This is a genomic window from Roseovarius sp. MS2, assembly GCF_051447875.1.
GTDB lineage: Bacteria > Pseudomonadota > Alphaproteobacteria > Rhodobacterales > Rhodobacteraceae > Roseovarius > Roseovarius mucosus_A.
This window is the reverse complement of the sequence record NZ_JBKHVF010000001.1, coordinates 157,303-179,298: the sequence shown is the minus strand read 5'-3', so window position 1 is coordinate 179,298 and position 21,996 is coordinate 157,303. Positions and strand designations below refer to the sequence as shown.

The 21,996-nt window shown below is 63.6% G+C and carries 23 protein-coding genes; 13 read left to right on the top strand and 10 right to left on the bottom strand.

Going from position 1 to position 21,996, the window contains the following annotated elements; all coding sequences use genetic code 11:
• Positions 1-5: 5 nt before the first annotated feature.
• A complete protein-coding gene (locus ACLGGT_RS00960) occupies positions 6-893 on the bottom strand; it encodes a CPBP family intramembrane glutamic endopeptidase (RefSeq protein WP_437194844.1) in 888 nt (295 codons plus the stop codon).
• Positions 894-990: 97 nt separating this feature from the next.
• On the opposite strand from ACLGGT_RS00960, the gene ilvD reads away from it, so the two are divergent.
• From ilvD to ACLGGT_RS00940, 4 genes are all read left to right on the top strand, one after another.
• Positions 991-2,748 carry a dihydroxy-acid dehydratase gene (ilvD, locus tag ACLGGT_RS00955; protein ID WP_008280487.1) on the top strand — a complete coding sequence of 586 codons (1,758 nt, stop codon included), beginning with the start codon at positions 991-993 and terminating at the stop codon, positions 2,746-2,748.
• 49 nt (positions 2,749-2,797) lie between these two features.
• Positions 2,798-3,334 (top strand): hypothetical protein, encoded by a 537-nt coding sequence (locus tag ACLGGT_RS00950; RefSeq protein WP_008280486.1) that lies wholly within the window; start codon positions 2,798-2,800, stop codon positions 3,332-3,334.
• Between the two features lie 107 nt (positions 3,335-3,441).
• A complete protein-coding gene (locus ACLGGT_RS00945) occupies positions 3,442-4,200 on the top strand; it encodes a DUF6478 family protein (RefSeq protein ID WP_008280485.1) in 759 nt (252 codons plus the stop codon).
• 12 nt (positions 4,201-4,212) lie between these two features.
• Positions 4,213-4,590, top strand: a complete 378-nt coding sequence (locus ACLGGT_RS00940) for a hypothetical protein (RefSeq protein WP_008280484.1) — start codon at positions 4,213-4,215, stop codon at positions 4,588-4,590.
• A 29-nt stretch (positions 4,591-4,619) separates the two neighbouring features.
• Here the strand turns inward: ACLGGT_RS00940 and ACLGGT_RS00935 are convergent, their stop codons facing one another.
• Together ACLGGT_RS00935 and ACLGGT_RS00930 are read right to left on the bottom strand one after the other, a co-directional pair.
• Positions 4,620-5,327: a CDP-alcohol phosphatidyltransferase family protein gene (locus ACLGGT_RS00935; RefSeq protein WP_008280483.1), complete on the bottom strand. Its 708-nt coding sequence runs from the start codon at positions 5,325-5,327 to the stop codon at positions 4,620-4,622.
• Between the two features lie 86 nt (positions 5,328-5,413).
• Positions 5,414-6,001: a cytochrome P460 family protein gene (locus ACLGGT_RS00930; RefSeq protein WP_437194843.1), complete on the bottom strand. Its 588-nt coding sequence runs from the start codon at positions 5,999-6,001 to the stop codon at positions 5,414-5,416.
• A gap of 254 nt (positions 6,002-6,255) precedes the next feature.
• Here ACLGGT_RS00930 and ACLGGT_RS00925 point away from each other — a divergent pair, with 254 nt between their 5' ends.
• The 3 genes from ACLGGT_RS00925 to ACLGGT_RS00915 all read left to right on the top strand — a co-directional run bounded on the left by ACLGGT_RS00925 (position 6,256) and on the right by ACLGGT_RS00915 (position 9,632).
• Positions 6,256-6,483: a DUF1127 domain-containing protein gene (locus tag ACLGGT_RS00925; protein WP_437194842.1), complete on the top strand. Its 228-nt coding sequence runs from the start codon at positions 6,256-6,258 to the stop codon at positions 6,481-6,483.
• A gap of 63 nt (positions 6,484-6,546) precedes the next feature.
• Complete coding sequence (locus tag ACLGGT_RS00920; protein ID WP_008280480.1) at positions 6,547-7,995, top strand: TrkH family potassium uptake protein; 1,449 nt, start codon at positions 6,547-6,549, stop codon at positions 7,993-7,995.
• A gap of 26 nt (positions 7,996-8,021) precedes the next feature.
• On the top strand, positions 8,022-9,632 hold the full coding sequence (locus tag ACLGGT_RS00915) for a thiamine pyrophosphate-binding protein (RefSeq protein ID WP_437194841.1): 1,611 nt from the start codon (positions 8,022-8,024) through the stop codon (positions 9,630-9,632).
• Here ACLGGT_RS00915 and ACLGGT_RS00910 read toward each other — a convergent pair.
• Positions 9,629-9,913, bottom strand: a complete 285-nt coding sequence (locus ACLGGT_RS00910) for a hypothetical protein (protein ID WP_008280478.1) — start codon at positions 9,911-9,913, stop codon at positions 9,629-9,631. The genes ACLGGT_RS00915 and ACLGGT_RS00910 overlap by 4 nt on opposite strands.
• Before the next feature lie 222 nt (positions 9,914-10,135).
• Here ACLGGT_RS00910 and ACLGGT_RS00905 point away from each other — a divergent pair, with 222 nt between their 5' ends.
• From ACLGGT_RS00905 to ACLGGT_RS00895, 3 genes are all read left to right on the top strand, one after another.
• Entirely contained in the window at positions 10,136-11,167 is a 1,032-nt protein-coding gene (locus ACLGGT_RS00905; RefSeq protein ID WP_151979567.1) for a hypothetical protein, read from the top strand.
• A 98-nt stretch (positions 11,168-11,265) separates the two neighbouring features.
• Positions 11,266-11,589, top strand: a complete 324-nt coding sequence (locus ACLGGT_RS00900; protein WP_008280476.1) for a 2Fe-2S iron-sulfur cluster-binding protein — start codon at positions 11,266-11,268, stop codon at positions 11,587-11,589.
• 1 nt (position 11,590) lies between these two features.
• Entirely contained in the window at positions 11,591-12,337 is a 747-nt protein-coding gene (locus ACLGGT_RS00895) for an FG-GAP repeat domain-containing protein (protein WP_437194840.1), read from the top strand.
• A gap of 60 nt (positions 12,338-12,397) precedes the next feature.
• Here ACLGGT_RS00895 and purD read toward each other — a convergent pair whose 3' ends face one another.
• Positions 12,398-13,660 (bottom strand): phosphoribosylamine--glycine ligase, encoded by a 1,263-nt coding sequence (gene purD / locus ACLGGT_RS00890; protein WP_437194839.1) that lies wholly within the window; start codon positions 13,658-13,660, stop codon positions 12,398-12,400.
• Positions 13,661-13,741: 81 nt separating this feature from the next.
• Between purD and xseA the strand changes: the two genes are divergently transcribed.
• Positions 13,742-15,229: an exodeoxyribonuclease VII large subunit gene (gene xseA, locus ACLGGT_RS00885; protein ID WP_437194838.1), complete on the top strand. Its 1,488-nt coding sequence runs from the start codon at positions 13,742-13,744 to the stop codon at positions 15,227-15,229.
• Between the two features lie 5 nt (positions 15,230-15,234).
• Here xseA and ACLGGT_RS00880 read toward each other — a convergent pair whose 3' ends face one another.
• Entirely contained in the window at positions 15,235-16,014 is a 780-nt protein-coding gene (locus ACLGGT_RS00880) for an IclR family transcriptional regulator (RefSeq protein ID WP_008280471.1), read from the bottom strand.
• Between the two features lie 111 nt (positions 16,015-16,125).
• Between ACLGGT_RS00880 and ACLGGT_RS00875 the strand changes: the two genes are divergently transcribed.
• On the top strand, positions 16,126-18,252 hold the full coding sequence (locus ACLGGT_RS00875; protein WP_437194837.1) for a malate synthase G: 2,127 nt from the start codon (positions 16,126-16,128) through the stop codon (positions 18,250-18,252).
• A 12-nt stretch (positions 18,253-18,264) separates the two neighbouring features.
• Positions 18,265-18,687, top strand: coding sequence for a GlcG/HbpS family heme-binding protein (locus ACLGGT_RS00870; protein WP_375553190.1), 423 nt, complete (start codon positions 18,265-18,267; stop codon positions 18,685-18,687).
• Here the strand turns inward: ACLGGT_RS00870 and ACLGGT_RS00865 are convergent.
• From ACLGGT_RS00865 to ACLGGT_RS00850, 4 genes are read right to left on the bottom strand one after another with little or no spacing between them, the layout of a single operon-like run.
• Positions 18,684-19,133, bottom strand: a complete 450-nt coding sequence (locus tag ACLGGT_RS00865; protein WP_437194836.1) for a CoxG family protein — start codon at positions 19,131-19,133, stop codon at positions 18,684-18,686. The two genes, ACLGGT_RS00870 and ACLGGT_RS00865, sit on opposite strands and share 4 nt — an antisense overlap.
• Before the next feature lie 28 nt (positions 19,134-19,161).
• Positions 19,162-19,929: an XdhC family protein gene (locus tag ACLGGT_RS00860; RefSeq protein WP_437194835.1), complete on the bottom strand. Its 768-nt coding sequence runs from the start codon at positions 19,927-19,929 to the stop codon at positions 19,162-19,164.
• On the bottom strand, positions 19,926-21,107 hold the full coding sequence (locus ACLGGT_RS00855) for a vWA domain-containing protein (protein ID WP_437194834.1): 1,182 nt from the start codon (positions 21,105-21,107) through the stop codon (positions 19,926-19,928). Before ACLGGT_RS00855 ends, ACLGGT_RS00860 begins: the two co-directional genes overlap by 4 nt.
• Entirely contained in the window at positions 21,104-21,982 is an 879-nt protein-coding gene (locus tag ACLGGT_RS00850; RefSeq protein ID WP_081506615.1) for an AAA family ATPase, read from the bottom strand. The genes ACLGGT_RS00855 and ACLGGT_RS00850 overlap by 4 nt, the downstream gene beginning before the upstream one ends.
• Positions 21,983-21,996: the final 14 nt, after the last annotated feature.

The window sequence follows — 21,996 nt, the reverse complement described above, 5'->3', positions numbered from 1 at the left end:
TGCAATCAGCGGCGCAAGCTGAGGCGAATGGCGAGCCAGCCGCAGACGAGGATCAGCAGGTCGAGCGGCATCATGGCCCAGAGGGCCTCGGCATTGTCGAGGGTGAAGGGGTAGGCGTAGAGCGCCAGCCCGTCGAATTGCCCGCGCGGGGCCGCGATCATGATGGCGCTGAAATTGTTGACGAAATGCAGCGCTGTGGCGGGGCCAAGCGTGCCGGCGCGGGCGGTCAGGTCTGCGGCGGCAAGGCCAAAGGTGGCGGCCCAGGCGACGACGACCCAGGCGTTGGCGCCAAAGCTGACGGGATCGTAATGCAGAATGGCAAAGCTGAGGGAGGGCAGCACCATCCATACAAGAGGCGATGCAAAGCGCGCGGCAAGCTGGCTTTGCAAATAGCCGCGAAACACCAGTTCTTCGGCAAAGACCTGAAGGAAGAGGCCGGTGAGCGCGAGCGGCAGGAGCATGAGCCAAAGCGCCGGGGTGAGATTGGCAACGGGGTCCATCCCTTCGGGCATCGGCAAAAAGAGGAGGGCACCGTAGAGCAGCAACATGACGCCCATCGCGCGGGCGAATTGGCGGATGGCTAGGGCGCGGGGGCCGATAATGCTCCAGAGGCTGCGGCGGTGGATGATGCGCAGGGTCAGACCAAGTGCCACGATCAAGAGGCCGAAGACGAAGAGGTTGATCAGCACGCCTTGTGGGTTTGATGCGGTCTCGATTCCCGGTGCGATTTGCGCCCAAGCCTCGGGGCCAAAGAGGATAGGGAGCAGCGCGGCATAGCCAAAGCTGAGCGCCACGAAGACCGGCACGCCAAGCGCAATGCCCGCCAGCAGGCGGGCGGGATGGGCGGTGCTGCGGGCGGGGCCGACAAGGATTTCATGGGCGTCATATCTCATGGGCGCACGCTATAGGCAGGGCTGAGGGGTTGCAATCGGCTTGCCCCCGTCGCGTCGCTGGCCTAGACCGATTTCAGCAAATTTCGGGAGGCCCCTCATGACCAAGTTCGACAAAGCCAAACTGCCCAGCCGTCACGTGACCGAAGGGCCCGAGCGCGCGCCGCATCGGTCCTATTACTATGCCATGGGCATGACCGAGACGGAGATTCATCAGCCGCTCGTGGGCGTGGCGACCTGCTGGAACGAAGCAGCCCCCTGCAACATCGCGCTGAACCGTCAGGCGCAGGCGGTCAAGGGTGGCGTGAAAGAGGCGCATGGCAGCCCGCGTGAGTTTACCACGATCACGGTCACGGACGGGATTGCGATGGGGCATGAGGGCATGCGGTCGAGCCTTGCGAGCCGGGAGGCGATTGCCGATACGGTGGAATTGACCATGCGCGGACATTGCTATGACGCGCTGGTTGGTTTGGCGGGTTGTGACAAATCCCTGCCCGGAATGATGATGGCGATGGTGCGGTTGAACGTGCCGTCGGTGTTCATTTATGGCGGGTCGATCCTGCCGGGCAAGGCCCCGCAGGTCGAGGAAATTCCGGCGGATTTCCGCAGCCGTGATCTGACCGTGCAGGATATGTTCGAGGCGGTGGGGCGGCATCAGAACAACGAGATGTCCGACAAGGCGCTGGATATGCTGGAGCGGGTGGCCTGCCCATCGGCGGGGGCCTGTGGCGGGCAGTTCACCGCCAACACCATGGCCTGTGTCTCTGAGGCGATTGGTCTGGCGTTGATGAATTCCTCGGGGATGCCCGCGCCCTATGAAAGCCGCGATCAATATGCCGAGGCGTCTGGTCGTGCGGTGATGCATCTTTTGGAGCGCAACATCCGGGCGCGGGACGTGGTGACGCTCAAGTCGTTGCAGAATGCGGCGCGGGTTGTGGCCTGCACCGGCGGCAGCACCAATGCCGGTCTGCACCTGCCTGCGATTGCGCATGAGGCGGGGATTGATTTCTTTCTCGAAGATGTCTGCGATATCTTCCGCGACACGCCCTATTTCGTCGATCTGAAACCGGGCGGGGCCTATGTGGCCAAAGACCTTTATGATGCGGGCGGTATCCCGGTTGTGATGAAGGAATTGCGCAAGGCCGGTCTGATTCATGAGGATTGCATCACCGCGAGCGGGCGCAGCATCGGCGAGGAGCTGGACCTGATCGAGCGCGAAGCCGATGGCAAGGTCATCTATCCGATTGAAACGCCGATCACCAAGACGGGGGGCGTTGTCGGTCTCAAGGGCAATCTGGCCCCAACCGGCGCGATTGTGAAAGTGGCGGGCATTGCGCCCGAGCATCAGGTCTTTACCGGCCCGGCGCGGGTGTTTGAATGTGAAGAAGACGCATTCGAGGCCGTCAAAGCGCGCGCCTATAAAGAGGGCGAGGTGATCGTCATTCGCAATGAAGGCCCGGCAGGCGGCCCCGGCATGCGCGAGATGCTGTCGACCACAGCGGCGCTGAGTGGTCAAGGTATGGGCAAGAAGGTGGCGCTGATCACCGACGGGCGGTTCTCTGGGGCGACACGCGGGTTCTGTGTGGGCCATGTTGGGCCAGAGGCCGCGCATGGTGGCCCGATTGCCTTGATTGCCACGGGCGACATGATCACGATTGACGCGATCAAGGGGGAATTGTCGGTTGATCTGAGCGACGAGGAACTGGCCAAGCGCAAGGACGCTTGGGGCGGGCCGCGCGAGACGATCTATACCAGCGGGGCGCTGTGGAAATATGCGCAATTGGTGGGCGAGACCTATAAAGGCGCTGTGACCCATCCCGGCGCAGCGTTCGAGCGGCATGTCTATATGGACCTCTAAGCAAGGTAGGGTCCGGGCGCATGCGTTCCGGACCCTGCTGGGGCTGGGGATGATGGCCCTTGCGGGCTGTCTGGCCGTGCCTGTGGAGAAAAAGCCGCAGGCTATAGCGGCTGTGGCGTTTTATGACGGTGATGTGGTGGTCACGGGCCCCCGTGGCTATTGTGTGGATGCCGCCAGTGTGCGGCGCGGGGCGTCGGGCAGTTTTGCGCTGATGGCCAGCTGTGTGAGCCTAGGCCAGACCGGGGGCGTCTATGCTGATCCAGCGGTGATGACGGTTTCGGTGCTGGCCCGTGCGGCGTCGACCCAAAAGCCCGATGCACAGGCCATGGCGCGGGCCTTGGCTCCGGCCAAGGTGCGGGTGGCGCAGGACGATGAGGGGCTGGCGCTGGTTCAGGTGATGCAGGGCGGCGATGCCGCGTTGCCGGGGGGTGACCCGGTGCATTGGCGCGCGGGGCTGGTGATCAACGGGCATCTGGTGGGGTTGGCGGTTTATGGACCTGCGGGGCAGGGCGTGTCTGGGTCTGACGGGCAGGCGCTGTTGCAAGCCTTGGCGCGGGCGATGCGGGCGGCAAGCCCGAAATCCTGATCTTTGGGATGGATTGTTTCCTCTTTTGAATTAATGCTATGCAAGGATTTGGGACGTAGCATTGCGGCACGACCGCGCGTGCGAATAGTGGCAAGGGTGCGCTCTGCATGAAATTACTGGACGTGTTGACGCATCGCCACAGCCTGCGCAAATGGCGTCAGACTGCGCGCAATGCCCCGATGATGGGATTGGCGGAGTTGCGGCGCGCGCGGGCGCGGGCGCGCAAGCTGATGTATTCGCTGAACGAGGTGATCTCGATTTCCGATAACCGGCTGGCGCTGCCGATGATCGGGTCAAATTCGTTTTCCCGCCCGCATGGCACCGATTGGGCATGGCGGCCCGAATTGTGGCGCGAGCCGCTGCCGGTGCCGGGTATGGCCTCGGTTCGGTCCAAGTCTATGCTGGGCCGCGAGGTGACGCTGTTTCACGATTGCGCCCGGTCGGAGCTGTGTTTGCGCCAATTGCGCAACAGCCGCGAGGCGGATCTGGCGCCTTACGGCTTGCGGATGGATGTGTTTGCGTTTGACGGATCGTTTCTGTCGGTGGTGCTGGATTTCCCGCAGCAGGCGGTGAACGGGCTGACCAAGCGGCATCTGTTGCGGATGGATACGATCGTAGAGCTGGAAAAGCCGCTGGAAATCTTTGCGCGGCTCAATATCAAACATGGGCCGAACACCGAACAGATCGTGCGGGAATTGCCGCTGAATGCAGAGGAAATCATGGTTGAGTTCGATCTGGCCTATTCCAACCTGAATGAAAAGCGGGTGGAGCGGGCGTGGATCGACCTGATTTTCGAGAATCCGCAGATGAGCCAGCTTGTGTTGCGGGATGTGACGTTCAGTCGCCGTCCGCGCGCGGCGCTATAGGGGAGTGCGGCGATGAACGAGTGGACATTGACCAAGACGCGCCTGTTTGAAGGGGTTTGGGAAGGTGTTTTGACGCGGGCGGGCGAGGCCGAGGCCGCGCCCGAGATCGAGGTCACGCATCAGCAAGAGCCGGTGGCGGGGGTTGCGGTAACGGCCAAGCCTGAGGAAAAGCTCTGGGTGGTGCGGGTGCCGGTGCCGGTGGAAAAGATCGCGGATGGGGTGCAGACCTTTGTCATCCGGGATCGGCGGAGTGGTGAGGTTCTGGACAGTTTCGCGCTATTGTCGGGGGATGTGCTGAGCTATGACATCCGTGCTGAAATGGCGCTCTTGCGCGAGGAATTGGACCTGCTCAAGCGGGCGTTTCGGCGGCATTGTCTGGATACGATGTAGGGGGCCCAAGGCCAGCCGCGACCTGCGCGTCAAAGCCGGTCGAGATCGCCCTTGCGCGGCAAAAGCTGTTGCACGATGCCCGCAAAGAGCAGGTAGATGCTGGTGACGACAAGCCCCCAATGTGCCCAGCTTTGGGGATCGAAATGCACCCACGCGGCCCAGCCTGCGAAAAAGGTCCAAGCCAAGGCCATCGGCAGGGTCAGCCAGCGCCAGCGTTCGGTGCGGACGGGGTGCACGAATTTGAGCGGCAGGAACATCGCCACCGCCAGCACCACCACCAGACCGAGGATGATCCAGAAATTCGGCTCGAGCGCGAAGAGCACCAGAACCAGCATGTTCCAGCAGCCGGGAAAGCCGGAAAAGGAATTGTCCTTGGTTTTCATCCGTGTGTCGGCGAAATACATCGCGCTGGCAAAAGTGATGACGATGATGGCAAGCCAGCCCGTCCAGCCCGGCAGCAGGTCTGATTTGAAGAGCGCGAAGGCCGGGATAAAGACGTAGGTGAGATAGTCGATGATGAGATCAAGCAGCACGCCATCAAATTCGGGGGCATGTTGTTGAACATCGTATTTGCGTGCCAATGGACCGTCGATACCATCCACCGCAAAGGCCACCACGAGCCACAGGAACATCAATTCCCATTTGTGATCAACCGCCGCCAGCATCGCCAGCATGGCAAACACGGCGCCGGTGGCGGTGAAAAGGTGAACAAGAAGGGCGCGCATCTGCTGGGTCATCCGGGTTTAATGACGCAGAGATGAGGGATTTGCAAACAAAAGCCCGGCCCCCAAGCAGGGACCGGGCCAATTTTCTGACAGGGTGCTTAGTTTGCCAGCCGGACCTCTTCCAGCGGATAGGCCATCATGTCTTGTGCCTCCCATGCGACGTGGCAGTCATGGCAGAAGCTTTGCTTGAATTTCATCGGCTTGCCGTCCGGCTGAATGCCGGCATAGACCCAATCGGCGGTCTCTGGCGCGCTGCCGGCTTCGCCCTTGGTCATGATAAAGAGCGGGCCTGTCACGGCGGCTTTTTTCTTGGCGCTGATGGTGATGCTTTCCTTGGCCAGCACAGACCCGACGGGCATGATGACGCCTTCGTCTGCATATTTCAGGTATTGCTCGGCGGCGATGTCATTGGCGAAGGTGTAAAGCAGGCGGTTGCCATGGGCACCGGCCACGGCGGGGCGGCTCGATGTTACGGTCCAATCGCGATAGGCACCTGCCACGGCATCGCCCTCTTTGGTGTAGCCTGCGACCATCTCGTCCTTGATGCAGGCGTAGATTTCCTCGATCGCGGCGGCCTCGAGCGCGAAGGGGTCATCCACCGCGACGGTACATTCGGCGGCATGGGCGGTTTGCGCAAAGCTGAGGCTGGCCATCAGGGTCGCGGCGGCGAAAAGCAGGCGGTTCATTCTAAATTCTCTCCCTTTAAATGATGAGACACGGCGGTCATCCACGCGGACATTTGCATGAATCCAATGTAATTGAACTTAACTATTACGTGAGGTGTTGAAGGGATCGGGGGCTGTTACGGGCCGGGGCTGTGCGATTGCTGCAATGCGGCAACACTTTGCGGCAGCTGTCCGGTGATGGGCGATTTCCGACCGGATTCGCGCTATGATACCTTCAGGGAGGGGACCTGTCCGATCCGGGAAAGGGAACCCAAATGGCCGAAACCGACCTGACGACCCGCTTCATGCCCGCCAATTGGCGGCGGGATATGGACCTCTTCCTTGCGGAGCGTGCCGCCGGGATGAATGGCTATATTCTGGCGCGCCCGAGATTGGCGAGCGTGGCGCATCTCGAGAGCCTGTCTGAGTCTGAATTGGCGGCGATGGGGCTGACGCGCGCCGATATTCCCAGCTTTGTCTTTGAGGACCTTTTACCCGAGTGAGTGCCGCGCGCGGGCATTGATCCAGCTTGACAGTTTCGGCGGCAAGCGCCAACTCTGCGCCTCATGTTCGATATGCGACCCGTGGGATATCTCGTTGGCCTGATGGTCATGGCCATGGGCCTGACCATGGCGCTGCCGCTCTTGGTGGATATTGCCGAGGGGCGCGAGCATTGGCCTGTGTTTGCCGAGAGCTTGATCGTGACCTGCATCGCGGGCGGATTGGTGGCGCTGTCGTGCAAGAATTCGATGGGCCAGCCGTTGACGATCCAACAGGCGTTTTTGCTGACCACGCTGGTCTGGGTGGCGCTGCCGCTGTTCGGGGCGTTGCCATTCATGCTTGGCGAGACCGATCTGGAGTTCATCGACGCCTATTTTGAAGCGATGTCAGGCGTGACCACGACCGGCGCGACGGTGATTGAAGGGCTGGATACCCTGCCCAAGGGGCTTTTGCTGTGGCGGGGCATCTTGCAATGGTTGGGCGGTCTGGGGATTGTGATCGTGGCCTTGGTGTTCCTGCCCGAAATGCGGGTTGGGGGGATGCAATTTTTCCGTGCCGAAGGGTTCGACACCTTTGGCAAGGCCCTGCCGCGCACCATCGATATCTCGAAGGGTGTGTTGAACATTTATCTCTTGCTGACCGCAACCTGCACGCTGACCTATCTTGCGCTTGGGATGGGGGCGTTTGACGCGACGGTGCATGCGCTGACCACCGTGTCGACGGGTGGATTTTCCAGCATGGATAGCTCGTTTGCGGCCTTTCCCGGTGGGCCTCAATATGCCTGTGTGCTGTTCATGGTGTTGGCCAGCCTGCCTTTTGTGCGGATGATGCAGGGGGTGCAGGGCAACCTTTTGCCGCTTTATCGCGATACGCAGGTGCGCACCTATCTGCGCTGGATTTTCTACGCCGTCGCCATGGTGGTGGGCTATGATTTTGTGATGAACGGGCAGTTTACGGAAGAAAGCCTGCGCCTGCGTCTTTTCAATATCGTCTCGATCTTTACCGGCACCGGCTATGGCGATGGCGATGTGACCGCCTGGGGCACGTTCCCCTTTGTCGTGCTGATCGTGGTGGGGGCGATTGGCGGCTGCACCGGGTCTACGGGCTGTTCGATCAAGATTTTCCGCTACCAGCTGATGATGCGGGCGATGGGCCAACAGGCGCGGCGGATTTTCAACCCGTCGAGCGTGATGATCCTGCGCCATGAGGGGCGGCGGGTTGAGGATGAGGTGCTGCAATCGGTGATGCTGCTATTCACCGTCTATATTCTGTCGCTCGGGTTTTTCTCGGTCGCGCTGGAGTTGACGGGGCTGACGCTGATGGAATCCGTCACGGGGGCCTGGACGGCGATTTTCAATGTGGGGCCTGCCTTTGGTCCCAGTGTTGGGCCGACCGGGTCGCTTATTGCGTTTCCGGATTCGGCCAAGGCGCTGATGATCCTTGCCATGCTGATGGGGCGGTTGGAGATTCTGGCCGTGATCGTTCTTATCCTGCCGTCGTTCTGGCGTCCATGACACCCTGATCTGAAAAGGAGCCTGAGATGGCTGAGAAATCCGACGAGTTCCGCGCCCAAGCGCCTTTGGGGGCGCAGATCAGCCATATGCTGAAATCGCGCGGGGTCGCGGTGATTTTTGGCATTCCGGGGGTGCATAACCAAGAGATGTATCGCGGGATCGAAGAGGCCGGCATCACGCATGTGTTGGCGCGGCATGAGCAGGGGGCCGGGTTCATGGCGGATGGCTATGCGCGGGCCACGGGCCAGCCGGGGGTGGCCTATGTGATCACCGGGCCGGGGCTGTGCAATATCCTGACGCCGCTCGGGCAGGCGTGGTCGGACAGTGTGCCGGTGCTGGTGCTGTCGTCCTGTCTGGATGAGACAGCAGCGCAGCAGGGGCAGTTGCACCAGATGCGCGATCAGCGCGCGGCGGCGGGCTGTGTTACAGAATGGAGCGTTGAGGCGCGCGATGCGGCCAGTGCCTATCGGTTGATTGACCGCGCGCTTGTGGAATTTGCCACGCGGCGCGGGCGGCCCCGGCATATTCAGGTGCCGATTGCGACGCTGGAAGGGATGGCCGAGGCGGCGCCTGCGGCCCTGCCATTGGTGGATGTGCCGGAAATCGCCACCGAGGTGGTGGCGGAGGTGGCCGAGGCGTTGCGGGCTGCGCGCAAGCCGTTGATGATCTTGGGCGGCGGGGCTGCGCAGAGTGCCGAGGCCTGGCGCGAGATTGCGACGCGGTTGGGGGCGGCAACCTTTACCACCTATGCCGGGCGCGGGATCATGGGGGCGGCGGCCCCGCTTGATTTCGGGGCCTATCTGGCGCGGCCTGATAGCGCGACGGTGATCGGCGAGGCCGATCTGGTGCTGGTGGTGGGCAGCGAGTTGTCGCAAAACGATCTGTGGCGGGCAGAGTTGGGGCATCGTGCGCCGCTGATCCGGGTGGATATGGACTCGGATGTTCTGGGTGGTGCAGTGGCCGGTGATCGCCGGGTTTTGGCAGAGGCCGGGGCGTTGGCGCGGGGGCTCTTGGCGCAGGATTTGCCGTCACGCGGCGGTTGGCGGCCCGAAGAGATCACTGCCGCGCGGGCGCGCTGGCGGGCTGAGAGCGACGCGGAGCGGCCGGGGATTGCCAGCATTTGCGATGCCCTGCGCGCAGCCTTGCCCGAGGACACGATGATCTATTCCGACATGACGCAATTCGCCTATGTCGCCAAAGAGGTCTGGCCGATGGCGCGGCCCGGTCATTGGCATCATCCCACAGGCTTTGGCACGCTCGGCTATGCGCTGCCTGCGGCGATTGGCGGCGCGATGGCGCGGCGGGGCAAACCCACCGTCGCCATCGCGGGCGATTACGGGTTTCAGTATACGGTGCAGGAACTGGGCACGGCGGTAGAGCAGGGGCTGGCCCTGCCAATTCTGGTCTGGGACAATACCAAGCTGAAAGAGATCGAGGACAGCATGGTGCGGGCGCAGATCGCGCCCAATGCGGTCAAGGCGCATAACCCCGATTTCTGCGCGCTGGCGCGGGCCTATGGCGCCCATGCCGAGGCCCCGCAAAGCGTGGCGGCGTTGCAAGAGGCGGTGCAGGCGGCGCTGCGCGCGGACCGCCCCACGTTGATCCATATGACGCCGGTTCTGTCGGTGCCGGCTTAGTAAACATCGCCGCGACCGGTCACCGAAATATAGGCTGGGCAACCGGGCCGGGCGGTGTTGATGATCAGATACCAGACGGTTTCGCCGGGCCGCCCGGTGCGCGAATATTCGCAGCCCGAGGGATGCGTCCACCATTGGCCCTGATGGCTGACGGGGGGCATGACGCTGGATTTGCCGACCTTGATCTGGCTGGCGCGGCCGATCGTTTTCGACACATCCGCCTGAGCGATGCCGGTGAGGCCGAGCGTGAGGGCGGTGACGAGTGTGAGGATGGTTTTCATTGGCGGGACTCCGTTACAAGTTTTGCATTCCGGCCTTCACTCCACTGCCCGCCGGGGGCGCGTTGGCGTCAGGACCATGTCAAAAGAACGGCGCTTGCCGAGGATTATTCCCAAATTTTTGCAAAGAGTGCGCAGTGTTGCGCGTGCAAACCCGTGGTATAAGAGGGGTATGTCGCTCTTTTATGGGCTGACACGCTTTGAACATGGATCACAGGCGCGATCATGCCCATTGTCACCTTTCATATCGGCATGCCGAAATGTGCGACGACCACGATCCAGAGCTTTCTGGCGGAGGGTGCCACGTGGCTGGCGGCGCAGGGGCAGGTCTATGAGCATCATCCCGAGGACCGCACGCGCAATCAGGGCAATGCGGCGCAATTGGCGGCCTTTGGTGTGGCACAGGATAGCGCGCGGATGGCGGCGCATCTGGGCTATTTCCTGCGCTCGGGGCGCGATGTTGTGCTGAGCAGCGAGGTTTTGTTTGACCTTTGGCGTCAAGACAGGTTCGTGCCGTTGCGCGATGCGGTGCAGCGGTTGGGCTACGAGCTTCGCGTGGTGGTCTATCTCAAGCGGCAGGATCTGTGGATCGAGAGCGATTTCAAGCAGCATGTGAAGGGGCGGAGCGACTGGGCTGGCAGCTTTGAGCACCTGCTGGAGCGGCGGCTGTCGCGGGGGACGCTGGACTATCATCGGCTTTTGGGGGCATGGGCGGCGCAAGTGGGGCGCGAGGCGATGACCGTTGTGCCGCTCAACCCGTCGCAGCCACAGGATTTTGCCGTGCGGCGGTTTTTGGAGATCATCGGCGTGGCCCCGCCCGAGGGGGCATTGGGACTAGCTCCGCAGAATGTGAGCCCGCCTGCGGCGATGATCGAGGCTGCGCGGCACATCAAGGCCGCCCTCCTTGCGCGGGGGCTGAGCGGGCCAGAGATTGCGCCGCTTTTGGCGCAGTTCATGGCGCAGATGCCAGAGCGGGCGCAGACCGGCGCGGCGCAAGAGATCCTGAGCCCTGAGGCGCGGCGCGACCTTTTGGAGCGCTGCGCGGCGTCCAATGCGGCGCTCGCGCAAGAGTTTCTTGCCGGGCAGGTGCCCTTTGATCCGCCAGAGCCGGTGGGGGCCTGGGTGCCGCTTTCGGAGCGGGCGGTTGCGATCCTCGCAGAGCGTGTGTCGCAAGAGATGCTTGGATCTGCGCCCGAGGCCAAGCCCGATAGCTCGCTTATCGGGCGCTGGCGGGCGGCGCGGCGCGGCAAGACGTAGTGTAATCTTTTGCCGAGGTGGCGCAAATTGGGCTGGTCTCGGGCCGGTGGCGCGATTAGGTAGATGGGCGATAGCGACGCAACGGAGTGAGCCCAGACATGGCTAAAATCACCTATATCGAGCATAATGGCACCCGGCATGAGGTCGAGGTGGCCAATGGCCTGACCGTGATGGAAGGCGCACGCGACAACAATATCCCCGGCATCGAGGCCGATTGCGGCGGGGCCTGCGCCTGTTCCACCTGTCATGTCTATGTCGATCCGGCTTGGGTGGGCAAACTGCCTGCCAAGGATGACATGGAAGAGGACATGCTCGATTTCGCCTATCAGCCGGACCCGGCGCGCTCGCGTCTGACCTGTCAGCTCAAGGTGACGGAGGCGCTGGATGGTTTGGTGGTGCAGATGCCGGAAAAACAAATCTGAGATGCGCGGCGCGGCGGCGGTCTTCGGGGCGCTGCTGCTTGCGGGGCCAGTTCTGGCCGAACCTTGGGTGACAAGCGGCGGTGGCAGCATCGCCGCTGCGCGCTTTGAAGGCCCTGATGACAGTTATCCGCATCGGATCATGGGGCAGATACACGAGCGCCGTGTGTTGGCGGTGCGCGATGCCTCTGGAATGGAAATCCGGTATGACCTGCGGCAGGGGCCGGAACCCAGCCATGTGTTCGAGGATATCGCCCCGCGTCTGGTGGATGCCGATGGCGATGGGCAGATTGATGTGGTGGTTGTGGAATCCAGCCCCACGCAGGGCGCGCAGCTGGCGATTTACAGTCTGCGGCGCGGGCACTTGGTGAAATCCGCCGCCACGCCCCACATCGGGACACGGTTTCGCTGGCTGGCGCCTGCTGCGATTGCCGATCTGAATGGCGACGGGATCACCGATATCGCCTATGTCGAGACGCCGCATCTGGGCAAGACCCTGCGCGTCTGGAGTTGGGCACCGGGGGGCTTGACGCAGGTTGCGAGCCTGAAGGGCGTGACCAATCACCGGATCGGGGATGAGGTGATCTGGGGCGGGTTGCGCGACTGTGGTCTAGGGCCTGAGATCATCGTCGCGGATGCCGGATTTCGCGAGGTTGTGGCGGTGGCGTTTGACGGCGCTGACCTGACGGCGCGGCCCTTGGGGATCATGGCCACCCAAGAGGGGTTCGCACAGGCGATGGCCTGCGGCTGAGGTTCATCTGGCCAAAAATACCTCGGGGGTGTGGGGGCTGGCCCCCACGCAGGGCGCAGTTCAGAGCGCGCGCCAGCCGATGTCGCGGCGGCAAAACCCCTCGGGCCAGTCGATCTGGTCCACCATGGCATAGGCGCGCTCTGCCGCCTCTTGCAGGGTGGTGCCACGGGCTGTGGCGGCCAGAACGCGGCCGCCTGTGGCGGTGATTTGCCCCTCTGCGCGGGTGGTGCCTGCATGAAAGACCATGTGAAAGCTGTCCTCGGGGCAGGTCTCTAGCCCTTTGATGACGCTGCCTTTTTCATAGGTGCCGGGATAGCCGCGTGCGGCCAGAACGACCGTCAGGGCGTGATCTTCGGCCCAGTTGACCGAAATATCGCCCAGTCGTCCTTCGGCGGTGGCGAGCAGCAGGTCGAGCGCCTGCGCGCCCAAGCGCATCATCAGCACCTGACATTCGGGATCGCCAAAGCGGCAGTTGTATTCGACAAGGCGCGGTGTGCCGTCCTTGATCATCAGCCCGACAAAGAGCACGCCTTGGTAGGGCGTGCCGCGCCGTGCCATTTCGGCCAAGGTGGGGCGGACGATTTGATCGAGCGCCTGTTGGGTCACGGCGTCGGTCATCACGGGCGCAGGGGAATAGGCCCCCATGCCGCCGGTGTTGGGGCCGGTGTCGCCCTCGCCCACGCGTTTGTGATCTTGGGCGGTGCCGATGGGGAGCGCCGTCTCGCCGTCGCAAAGGACGAAAAAGCTGGCCTCTTCGCCCTCCATGAACTCCTCGATCACCACTTCGGCCCCGGCCTGCCCGAATTCGCCGCCGAACATATCCTCCAGCGCGGCGAGGGCCTCATCCTCGGTCATGGCCACGATCACGCCTTTGCCAGCGGCCAGACCGTCGGCCTTGACCACGATGGGGGCCCCTTGCGCCGTGACATAGGCGCGGGCAGCGGCAAGGTCGGTGAAATGGGCATAGGCGGCGGTGGGCGCGTTTGCCGCGTCGCAGATGGCTTTGGTAAAGCTCTTGGACGCCTCAAGCCGGGCGGCGGCGGCGGAGGGGCCAAAGACCAGCAATCCCGCCTCGCGCAGGCGGTCGGCGACACCGGCGGCAAGCGGGGCCTCGGGGCCGATGATGACGAAATCAATGGCCTCGGCCTCGCAGAAGCCCGCAATCGCGCCGCCGTCGAGGATATCGAGTGCGGCACATTCGGCGATTTCTGCAATGCCCGCGTTGCCGGGGGCCACGATCAGCCGGTCGCATTTGGGGTTTTGCAGTACTGCCCAGCCAAGCGCATGTTCCCGCCCGCCTGATCCGAGGATGAGAATATTCATGGCGGCAACTCCTGCTTGGCCTTGGTTGGCCTGCGTTCTAAGGTGGTGGGCAGGCAGACACAAGGCAGGAGGGGCGCGCGCATGTCCGATCTGATCGACGATCCCCAAGAGGGCGGTAATGCCCCGGAGTTTTCCGTCTCGGACCTGTCGGGGGCGATCAAGCGGATGATCGAGGGCGAGTTTTCGCATGTGCGGGTGCGCGGCGAATTGGGCCGTATTTCGCGGCCACGGTCGGGGCATATCTATCTGGACCTCAAGGACGATTCGGCGGTGTTGGCTGGGATCATCTGGAAAGGTGTGGCCACGCGCCTTGCGGTGCAGCCCGAAGAGGGGATGGAGGTGGTGGCCACGGGCCGTTTGACCACCTTCCCCGGTCAATCGCGCTATCAGATCATCATCGAGGATATGAAGCCAGCGGGCATGGGCGCGCTGATGGCGATGTTGGAAAAACGCAAGGCGGCGCTGGCGGCGGAAGGGCTGTTCGCGCCTGAGCGCAAGCAGGCGCTGCCCTATCTGCCGGAGATCATCGGGGTTGTCACATCGCCCTCGGGCGCGGTGATCCGCGATATTCTGCACCGGCTGCGGGATCGGTTTCCGCGCAAGGTGCTGATTTGGCCCGTCGCCGTGCAGGGTGACAAATGTGCGCCGGAGGTGGCGCGGGCGATCCGGGGGTTCAATGCGATGACGCCGGGGGGCGCGCTGCCGCTCCCTGATTTGATCATCGTGGCGCGCGGTGGTGGATCGGTCGAGGATCTGCGGGGGTTCAACGAGGAAATCGTGGTGCGCGCGGCGGCGGAAAGTGCGATTCCGCTGATTTCCGCCGTGGGCCATGAGACGGACACCACGCTGATTGATTTCGCCTCGGACAAGCGCGCGCCGACGCCGACGGCGGCGGCGGAATTGGCGGTGCCGGTGCGGATGGACCTTTTGGCCTGGGTTGAGGGGCAGGGCGCGCGGCTGAGCCATGCGCTGAGCCAAGGGGTGCGTTTGCGCGGTCAGCGGTTGCGCGATCTGGCGCGGGCCTTGCCACGGGCCGAGGTTTTGCTGGATGGGCCGCGGCAGCGGCTGGATGCCTTGGGCGAGCGCCTGCCTGCGGCGCTGATCCGGTCGGTGCAGGTGCGACGGGTTCATCTGTCAGAGACGGCGGGGGCGTTGCGCCCGGCGCTGTTGCGGCGGGCGGTTGAAGGGGATCGGCGGCGGTTGCAGGCGACGGCGGCGCGGCTGAATGTGCATGCGCTCAACCGCGATATTGCGCAGAAGCGGCGCGATTTGGATCAGGTCTCGGCGCGGTTGTCGGATGTGGCGGGGCGGCAGGTGCGGGGCTGGCAGGATCGGCTGGCGGCGCTGGAGCGGTTGCGCGAGACGCTGGGCTACAAGGCCACGCTGAGCCGTGGCTATGCGGTGGTGCGTGGCGATGGGGCCGTGATGACGACACGGGCGGCCGCAGCAGGGGCGGCGGCGCTGCAGATTGAATTTGCCGATGGCGTGCTTGATGTGTCGGGGTCGCCCGCCGCTGCGCCCAAGCCCAAGCCCAAAACCCCGCCTGCGGGGCAAGGCAGCCTGTTCTGACGGGGTCAGTCCGGTTTTTGCCCGCCGATGCGCTGGGTGAGTTCGGCTGCGGCCTCGGCCACTTGACGCCCGACGGTGTCGAGCCGGGCATCAGGCAGACGTGCGGCCAGACCCGAGACCGAGATGGCGCAGACTGCTTCGGCCTGTGGCGACCAGACCACGGCGGCCAAGCAGCGTAAGCCCGTCACATGCTCCTCGTCATCAAGTGCAAAGCCTTGGGCGCGGATGCGTTTGATATCGACCATGGCTGTGGTCAGGCTGCGGTGTGAGCGTTTGGTCATCGGGTGAAACCCGGTGCGGGCCACGAACTCGGCGATATCGGCATCGGGCCATGTGGCGAGAATCGCCTTGCCCATGCCAGAGCAAAAGGCGGGCACGCGCCCGCCGGGGGGCGAGATGGCGCGCATGATTTCGCGGCTTTCGACCTGTGAGAGGGTCACAAGCTCGTCCTGATCGAGAATGCCGAGATTGGCGGTCTCGCGCGTGGCATCGCGCAGGTGGCGCAAGAGCGGCAGGGCCGGGGTGACGAAATTATGCCGCCGGGCAAAGGCGGTGCCAACGGAAAACGCGCCCCGTCCGACATGCCACAGCGCGCGCTCTGAATCGAATTGTGCGAAGTGCTGCAATTCGAGCGTGGTCAGCAGGCGGTGCGTGGTCGAGACCGCAAGACCGGCCAGCCGGGCCAAATCCGACACGCGCGCGCCTTCGTCCTGCTGGCTGAGCAGGTGCAGCAGGCGCAGGGCGCGGGCGACAGACTGGACGCCTTGGGATTGGGGATCGGTCATGTTCGGTATACCTTTCCATACAATGGAAAACATTTTTCCCGTTCTTACAAGTCCCGCAGCACTGAAGTAGCTGCAAAACCCGATGATTTCCTGAAATACTGGAGCGATACCATGACCACCTATGTTGACCGTCACGGCCTGAGCGTGGCCGCACCGCTGGCCCGTTTGATCGAAGATGAGGTGCTGCTTGGGCTGAGTGCTGATCAGTTCTGGTCCGGCTATGCCGCGCTGTTGCGGGATCTTGCGCCCAAGAACGCGGCCCTTTTGGCCAAGCGGCGGGAGCTGCAGGTGCAGATTGACGGCTGGCACCGCGCGCGGCGCGGGCAGCAGTTTGATGGTGACGCGTATCGCGAATTTCTGACCGAGATCGGCTATCTGGTGCCGGAACCTGAGGCGTTTGAGCTGGGCACGCAGAATGTGGATGCCGAGATTGCACAGGTTGCGGGGCCGCAATTGGTGGTGCCGGTGATGAATGCGCGGTTTGCGCTCAATGCCGCCAATGCGCGTTGGGGCAGTCTTTATGATGCGCTTTATGGCACGGATGCAATTGCGGGCCGGGCAGAGGGGCCGGGCTATGATGCTGCGCGGGGCAGCCAAGTGATTGCCTGGGCGCGGGCGCATCTGGACAAGGTGGCCCCCTTGGCCGCCGGGTCCTGGGCGGATGTCGCGGCGTTGGAGGTGGACGGCGCGTTGCGTGTTACCGTGGGCGGGCACGTCACGGGGTTGGCTGATGCAGGGCAGTTTGCAGGCACTACGGCGGGCGGCAACGTGATGTTGCGGGTCAATGGGCTGATGATCGAGATCGTGATTGACCGGGCGTCGGCCATTGGCCGCGATGATCCGGCGGGAATTTCGGATGTGCGGATCGAAAGCGCGCTGACCGCGATACAGGATTGCGAGGATTCGGTCGCGGCGGTGGATGCTGACGATAAATGCGTGGTCTATGGCAATTGGCTGGGTCTGATGCGTGGCGACCTGCAAGAGCGGTTCGAGAAGGGCGGGCGTCTGCTCACCCGGGCGCTGAACCCGGATGTGACCTATCTTGATCCGCAGGGGAACGAGGTGGTGCATCCAGGACGTGCGCTGATGCTGGTGCGCAATGTCGGGCTTTTGATGACCACTGATGCGGTGCTGCTCGATGGCAAGGAGACGCCCGAGGTGATGCTGGATGCCGCCGTGACGGTTGCGGCGGCGATGCATGATCTGGCGCGCGGTGCAGAGGGCAATTCGCGGGCTGGATCGGTCTATGTGGTGATCCCCAAGCTGCATGGGCCAGAGGAATGCGCCTTTGTCGATACGCTCTATGGGCGGGTCGAAGAGGTGCTGGGCCTGCCGCAAAATACTGTCAAGCTGGGCGTGATGGATGAGGAGCGGCGGACCTCGGCGAACCTTATGGCCTGTATCAAGGCGGTCAAGGATCGCTGTGTGTTCATCAACACCGGGTTCCTTGATCGGACCGGCGACGAGATTCACACCTCGATGCAGGCGGGGCCGGTCATTCCCAAGGGCGAGATGCAAAAGGCTATCTGGCTTGCGGCCTATGAGGCCGGGAATGTCGATGCGGGCCTTGCAGCCGGCATGACCGGGCGCGGGCAAATCGGCAAGGGCATGTGGGCCAAGCCCGATGCGATGGCCGATATGCTGGAGGTCAAGATCGGGCATCCCAAGGCTGGGGCGAATACGGCTTGGGTGCCGTCGCCCACAGCGGCGACGCTGCATGCCACGCATTACCATCAGGTGGATGTGGCCGGGCTGCAAGCGGCGCTCAAGGGCCGGGATTGCGCGGCGCGGGCTGATCTGCTGACGCCGCCGCTGATGGTGGGGCGCAACCTATCGGGCGAAGAAGTACGGCGCGAGCTGGACAATTCCTGTCAGTCGATTCTGGGCTATGTCGTGCGTTGGGTCGATCAGGGGATCGGCTGTTCCAAGGTGCCGGACATCAACGATGTGGCGCTGATGGAGGATCGCGCGACTTTGCGGATTTCGTCGCAGTATCTGGCCAATTGGCTGATCCACGGGATATGCACAGCGGAAGAGATTGACGCCTCGCTGCGGCGTATGGCACCCAAGGTGGATGCGCAGAACGCGCAGGACCCGGCCTATCGCCCGATGGCCCCCGATTTCGATGGGGCGGCGTTCAAGGCGGCGCGGGATCTGATTTTTGAAGGGGCCAAGCAGCCCTCGGGCTATACAGAGCCGCTGTTGCATGCGGCGCGGCGCGGGGTCAAAGCGGCATAGGGGGAACGGTTTATGCTGACGGTAAAAAGGCTCGATCTGGCGGACGCTGGGGTGCTCTTGGCGGGCGCGCGCGCCAAGGCGGCGGAGATCGGCGTGCCGATGTGTATCGCCATCACCGACGAGGGCGGCAATCTGGTGGCGTTTGAGCGGATGGACGGGGGCAAGGTTACGTCGATCACCATTGCGATCGACAAGGCCTTTACCGCCGCCGGAGCCAAGAAAGCGACGCATGAGTATGGCGAGTTGAGCCAACCCGGCATGCCCGCCTATGGCATCGCGGCGGCCATTGGCGGGCGGTTGATGGTGGTGGGCGGCGGCCTGCCCGTGGTTGTGGAGGGCGATGTTGTGGGTGGCATCGGCGTGAGTTCGGGCACGCCGATGCAGGACCGCGAGGTTGCGGAGGCTGGTATTGCGGCGTTTCTGGCGGGGCTCTAAACCTCTGCCGGGGCGACCACCTCTTGAAAATTGGTGAAAAACTGCGCGGCGAGCTTTTTCGCCGTGCTTTGAATGAGGCGGCTGCCCAATTGCGCGAGCTTGCCGCCGATGTCGGCGCGGGCATTATAGCGCAGGGTGGTGACGCCGTTTTCTTCGGTCAGCGTCACATCCGCGCCGCCCTTGGCATGGCCCGCAGCGCCGCCATTGCCTTGGCCCGTCAATGAAAACGCATCTGGCGCACCCGAGGTGTCGAGCCTGACCGTACCGGTAAAGCGTGCCTTGACCGGGCCGATCTTGAGCACGACGCGGGCCTCTAATTCTGTATCGGAATGTTTGATCAGTTCCTCGCATCCCGGAATGCTCTGGCGCAGAATCTCGGGATCGTTGAGCGCGGCATAGACGCGGGATTTGGGCGCATTGAGCGTGATTTCATCGGCGAGGTCCATGGGGGTCTCCTTGATATTTAGGGGAATGTCAGGTTTGGCGCTGGCCTTGGCGGCGGTGCTGGACGATCTGGGCCAGAATTGAGAGCGCGATTTCCTCGGGGGTGACAGCGTTGATCGCAAGGCCCGCCGGGGAATGGACGCGCGCCAGCGTCTCTGGCGTGGCCTCAAGCCGCGCGGCGAGGGTTGTGAATTTGCGGCGGCTGGCGACAAAGCCGATATAGTCGGCGTCAGAGGCCAGTGCCGTGCGCAGGGCGTCGAGATCGCCGGCCCCTTGGGTGGCGATGACCACCATCCGCGCATGGTTGGCGGCGGGCAGGGGGCCAGAATCGGGCTGGGTATCGGGTGTGGTGATGTCAAACCCGAAGGGCTGCGCAAGCGTGGCGAGGGCAAGCGCCACAGGTGAGGCACCAAGGATCACAAGTTCGGGGCGGGGCAGGACCGGTTCCACGAAAATCTCCATCGCGCCCTTGCTGGGACAGCCGTTGCGGGCGATGTCGCGGCCCTGATGGTGTTCGCCGGGGGTCAGGCCCTGCGCGGTCAGGTCTTCGTCAGGCTGAATGGAAATGAGGCGCGGCGTGCCTTCGGCGAGGGCGCTTTGGGCGGCGCGGGCCACCGCACCCCGCACGCAGCCGCCACCAATCCAGCCCTCTGATATGGTGCCATCGGCGAGGATCAGCGCGCGTGCGCCGGGTTTGGCGGCAGTGGCCCCCACGGTGCGGATCACCGTGGCAATGGCATAGGGGGTGCGGGTGGCGTTCAGGCGGTGGGTGGCGGTGTTGAGCGTGTCAGAGATCATGTCAGGCGCTCCAGCTGCGGGCCGAGGGCCGCCAGATCGTTCAGCGTCGTGGCGGCGGCAAAGAGATCGAGATGCGGCAGGGCAGCGGCCATGGCGGCGGTGACGGGCGCGTAATCTGCATAACCTTTCAAGGGGTTGAGCCAAATGATTCGCCCACCTCGTTTGCGCAGGCGGATGAGGGCCTCGGTCAGGGCTGCGGGCGCGTCAGTGTCATAGCCGTCCGACAGGATCACCACGACCGTGCGGGAATTGACGCCGTGCCGCGCGGGGCCACGGGCGAAATCTGCCAGCGATGCGCCAATCTTGGACCCGCCGCCAAAGCCATCGGCCAGAAGCGACAGGCGGTTGAGGGCGCGCAGTGGGTCAGGATCGCGCAGCGCGTCCGAAATACGCACAAGGCGGGTATGAAAGAGCCAGGCATCCGTGGCGTCATCAGCGCGAACAAGGCCGGTGAGAAAGGCCAAAAACACCCGCGCATAGATCGTCATCGAGCCGGAGACATCGCAGAGGGCGACGATCCGCATCTGACGATCCGGGCGTTTCTTGCGCGGGAGTGTCAGGGGTTCGCCCCCGGTGGCAAGGCTGGCGCGGATGAGGCGGCGAAAGTGGATCTGATCGCCCCGATGGGCGGCCCGGCGGCGGCGGGACCGGCGGTAGGCGAGGGATTGCGCAAGGCGGCGGGCGATGGATTCAGCCTCGGCAATATCCTGCGGGCTGACCAGTTTGCGCATGTCGTGATGCATCAGGCTGGCGGTGCGGCTGGCGATGAGCGTGCCGGTGCCGTCGCCATGGGCCGCACCCCTGCCATCGTCGGGGGCGTGGATTTGCCCGCGCGCGGTGCTGTTTTCACCGCTGGCATCGCGGCTGTTGCGGCTATTGGCATTGCCGCTGCGCTCTGACGGGGCGAATTTCTCGCGCACGCGGCCTGCGCTCAGCCAATAGCTGTCAAAGAGCGCGTCGAACTGGGCCACCTCATCGGCGGTGCTGGCGCAAACTGATTTGAGGGCGCGGCGGGTCTCGTCGGGGTTGGCCGCGTTGATATGGCTGAGGGCTGTAAGGGCTGTTTGTGTCTCGCCCACGCCCAACCTCAGGCCATTGGCGCGCAGATGGGCGATGAAGCCTGCGATACGTGCGGATGGCCCCGGATCGCGGGCGGCAAAGCGGGTGACGCGGCTCATGCGGCCTGCCCTGCGAGGCGCTGCGCCACTTCTGTAGTGATATTGGCGCGGTCTGTTTGGGTCTTGAGCAGGGTCGCAAGCGCGGCTTGCAAGATCACCGGATCATGGGTCAGATCGTTGATGCCAAGGCCCGCAAGAGCCGCGGCGAAATCGAGGGTTTCGGCGATGCCGGGAGTTTTCTCAAGGTCCTCGCGGCGGAGGGCCTGCACGAAGCTGACGATCTGGCGGGTGAGGTGCTGGTCGATCTGCGGACAGCGGCTTTGCAATATTGCAAGCTCTGCGGTGCGGTCCGGGTAATCGACATGGGCATAAATGCACCGCCTGCGCAGCGCATCCGAAAGGTCACGGGTGCCATTGGCGGTGAGGATCACCATCGGGCGCGCGGTGGCGGTAAGAGTGCCCATTTCGGGGATGGTGATCTGGAACTCGGACAGGATTTCAAGAAGATAGGCCTCGAATTCCTCGTCGGCGCGGTCGATCTCGTCGATCAGCAGGACCGGCGATTCTGCCTGCCGGATGGCCTGCAAGAGGGGCCGCTCCAAGAGGTAATCATCAGAGAAAATTCGCGCTTCCACGCCTGCGCCGGTCTCGCCGCCCTCTGAGGCGGCGCGGATGGCGAGGAGTTGGCGGGGGTAGTTCCATTCATAGATGGCTTGGGCGGCGTCGAGCCCTTCGTAGCATTGCAGGCGGATCAGGCGCGCGGATTTCATCGCAGCCAACACGCGCGCCACCTCGGTCTTGCCGACGCCTGCAGCCCCTTCCAGCAGGAGGGGCCGTTCCAGTGACAGGGCGATATGCAGCGCCATGGCCAAATCGTCACCTGCGATATAGCCATGATCTGTCATGCCCTGTTGCAGATCGCGCCAGCCTTGCATGCAGTCTCCCTGTT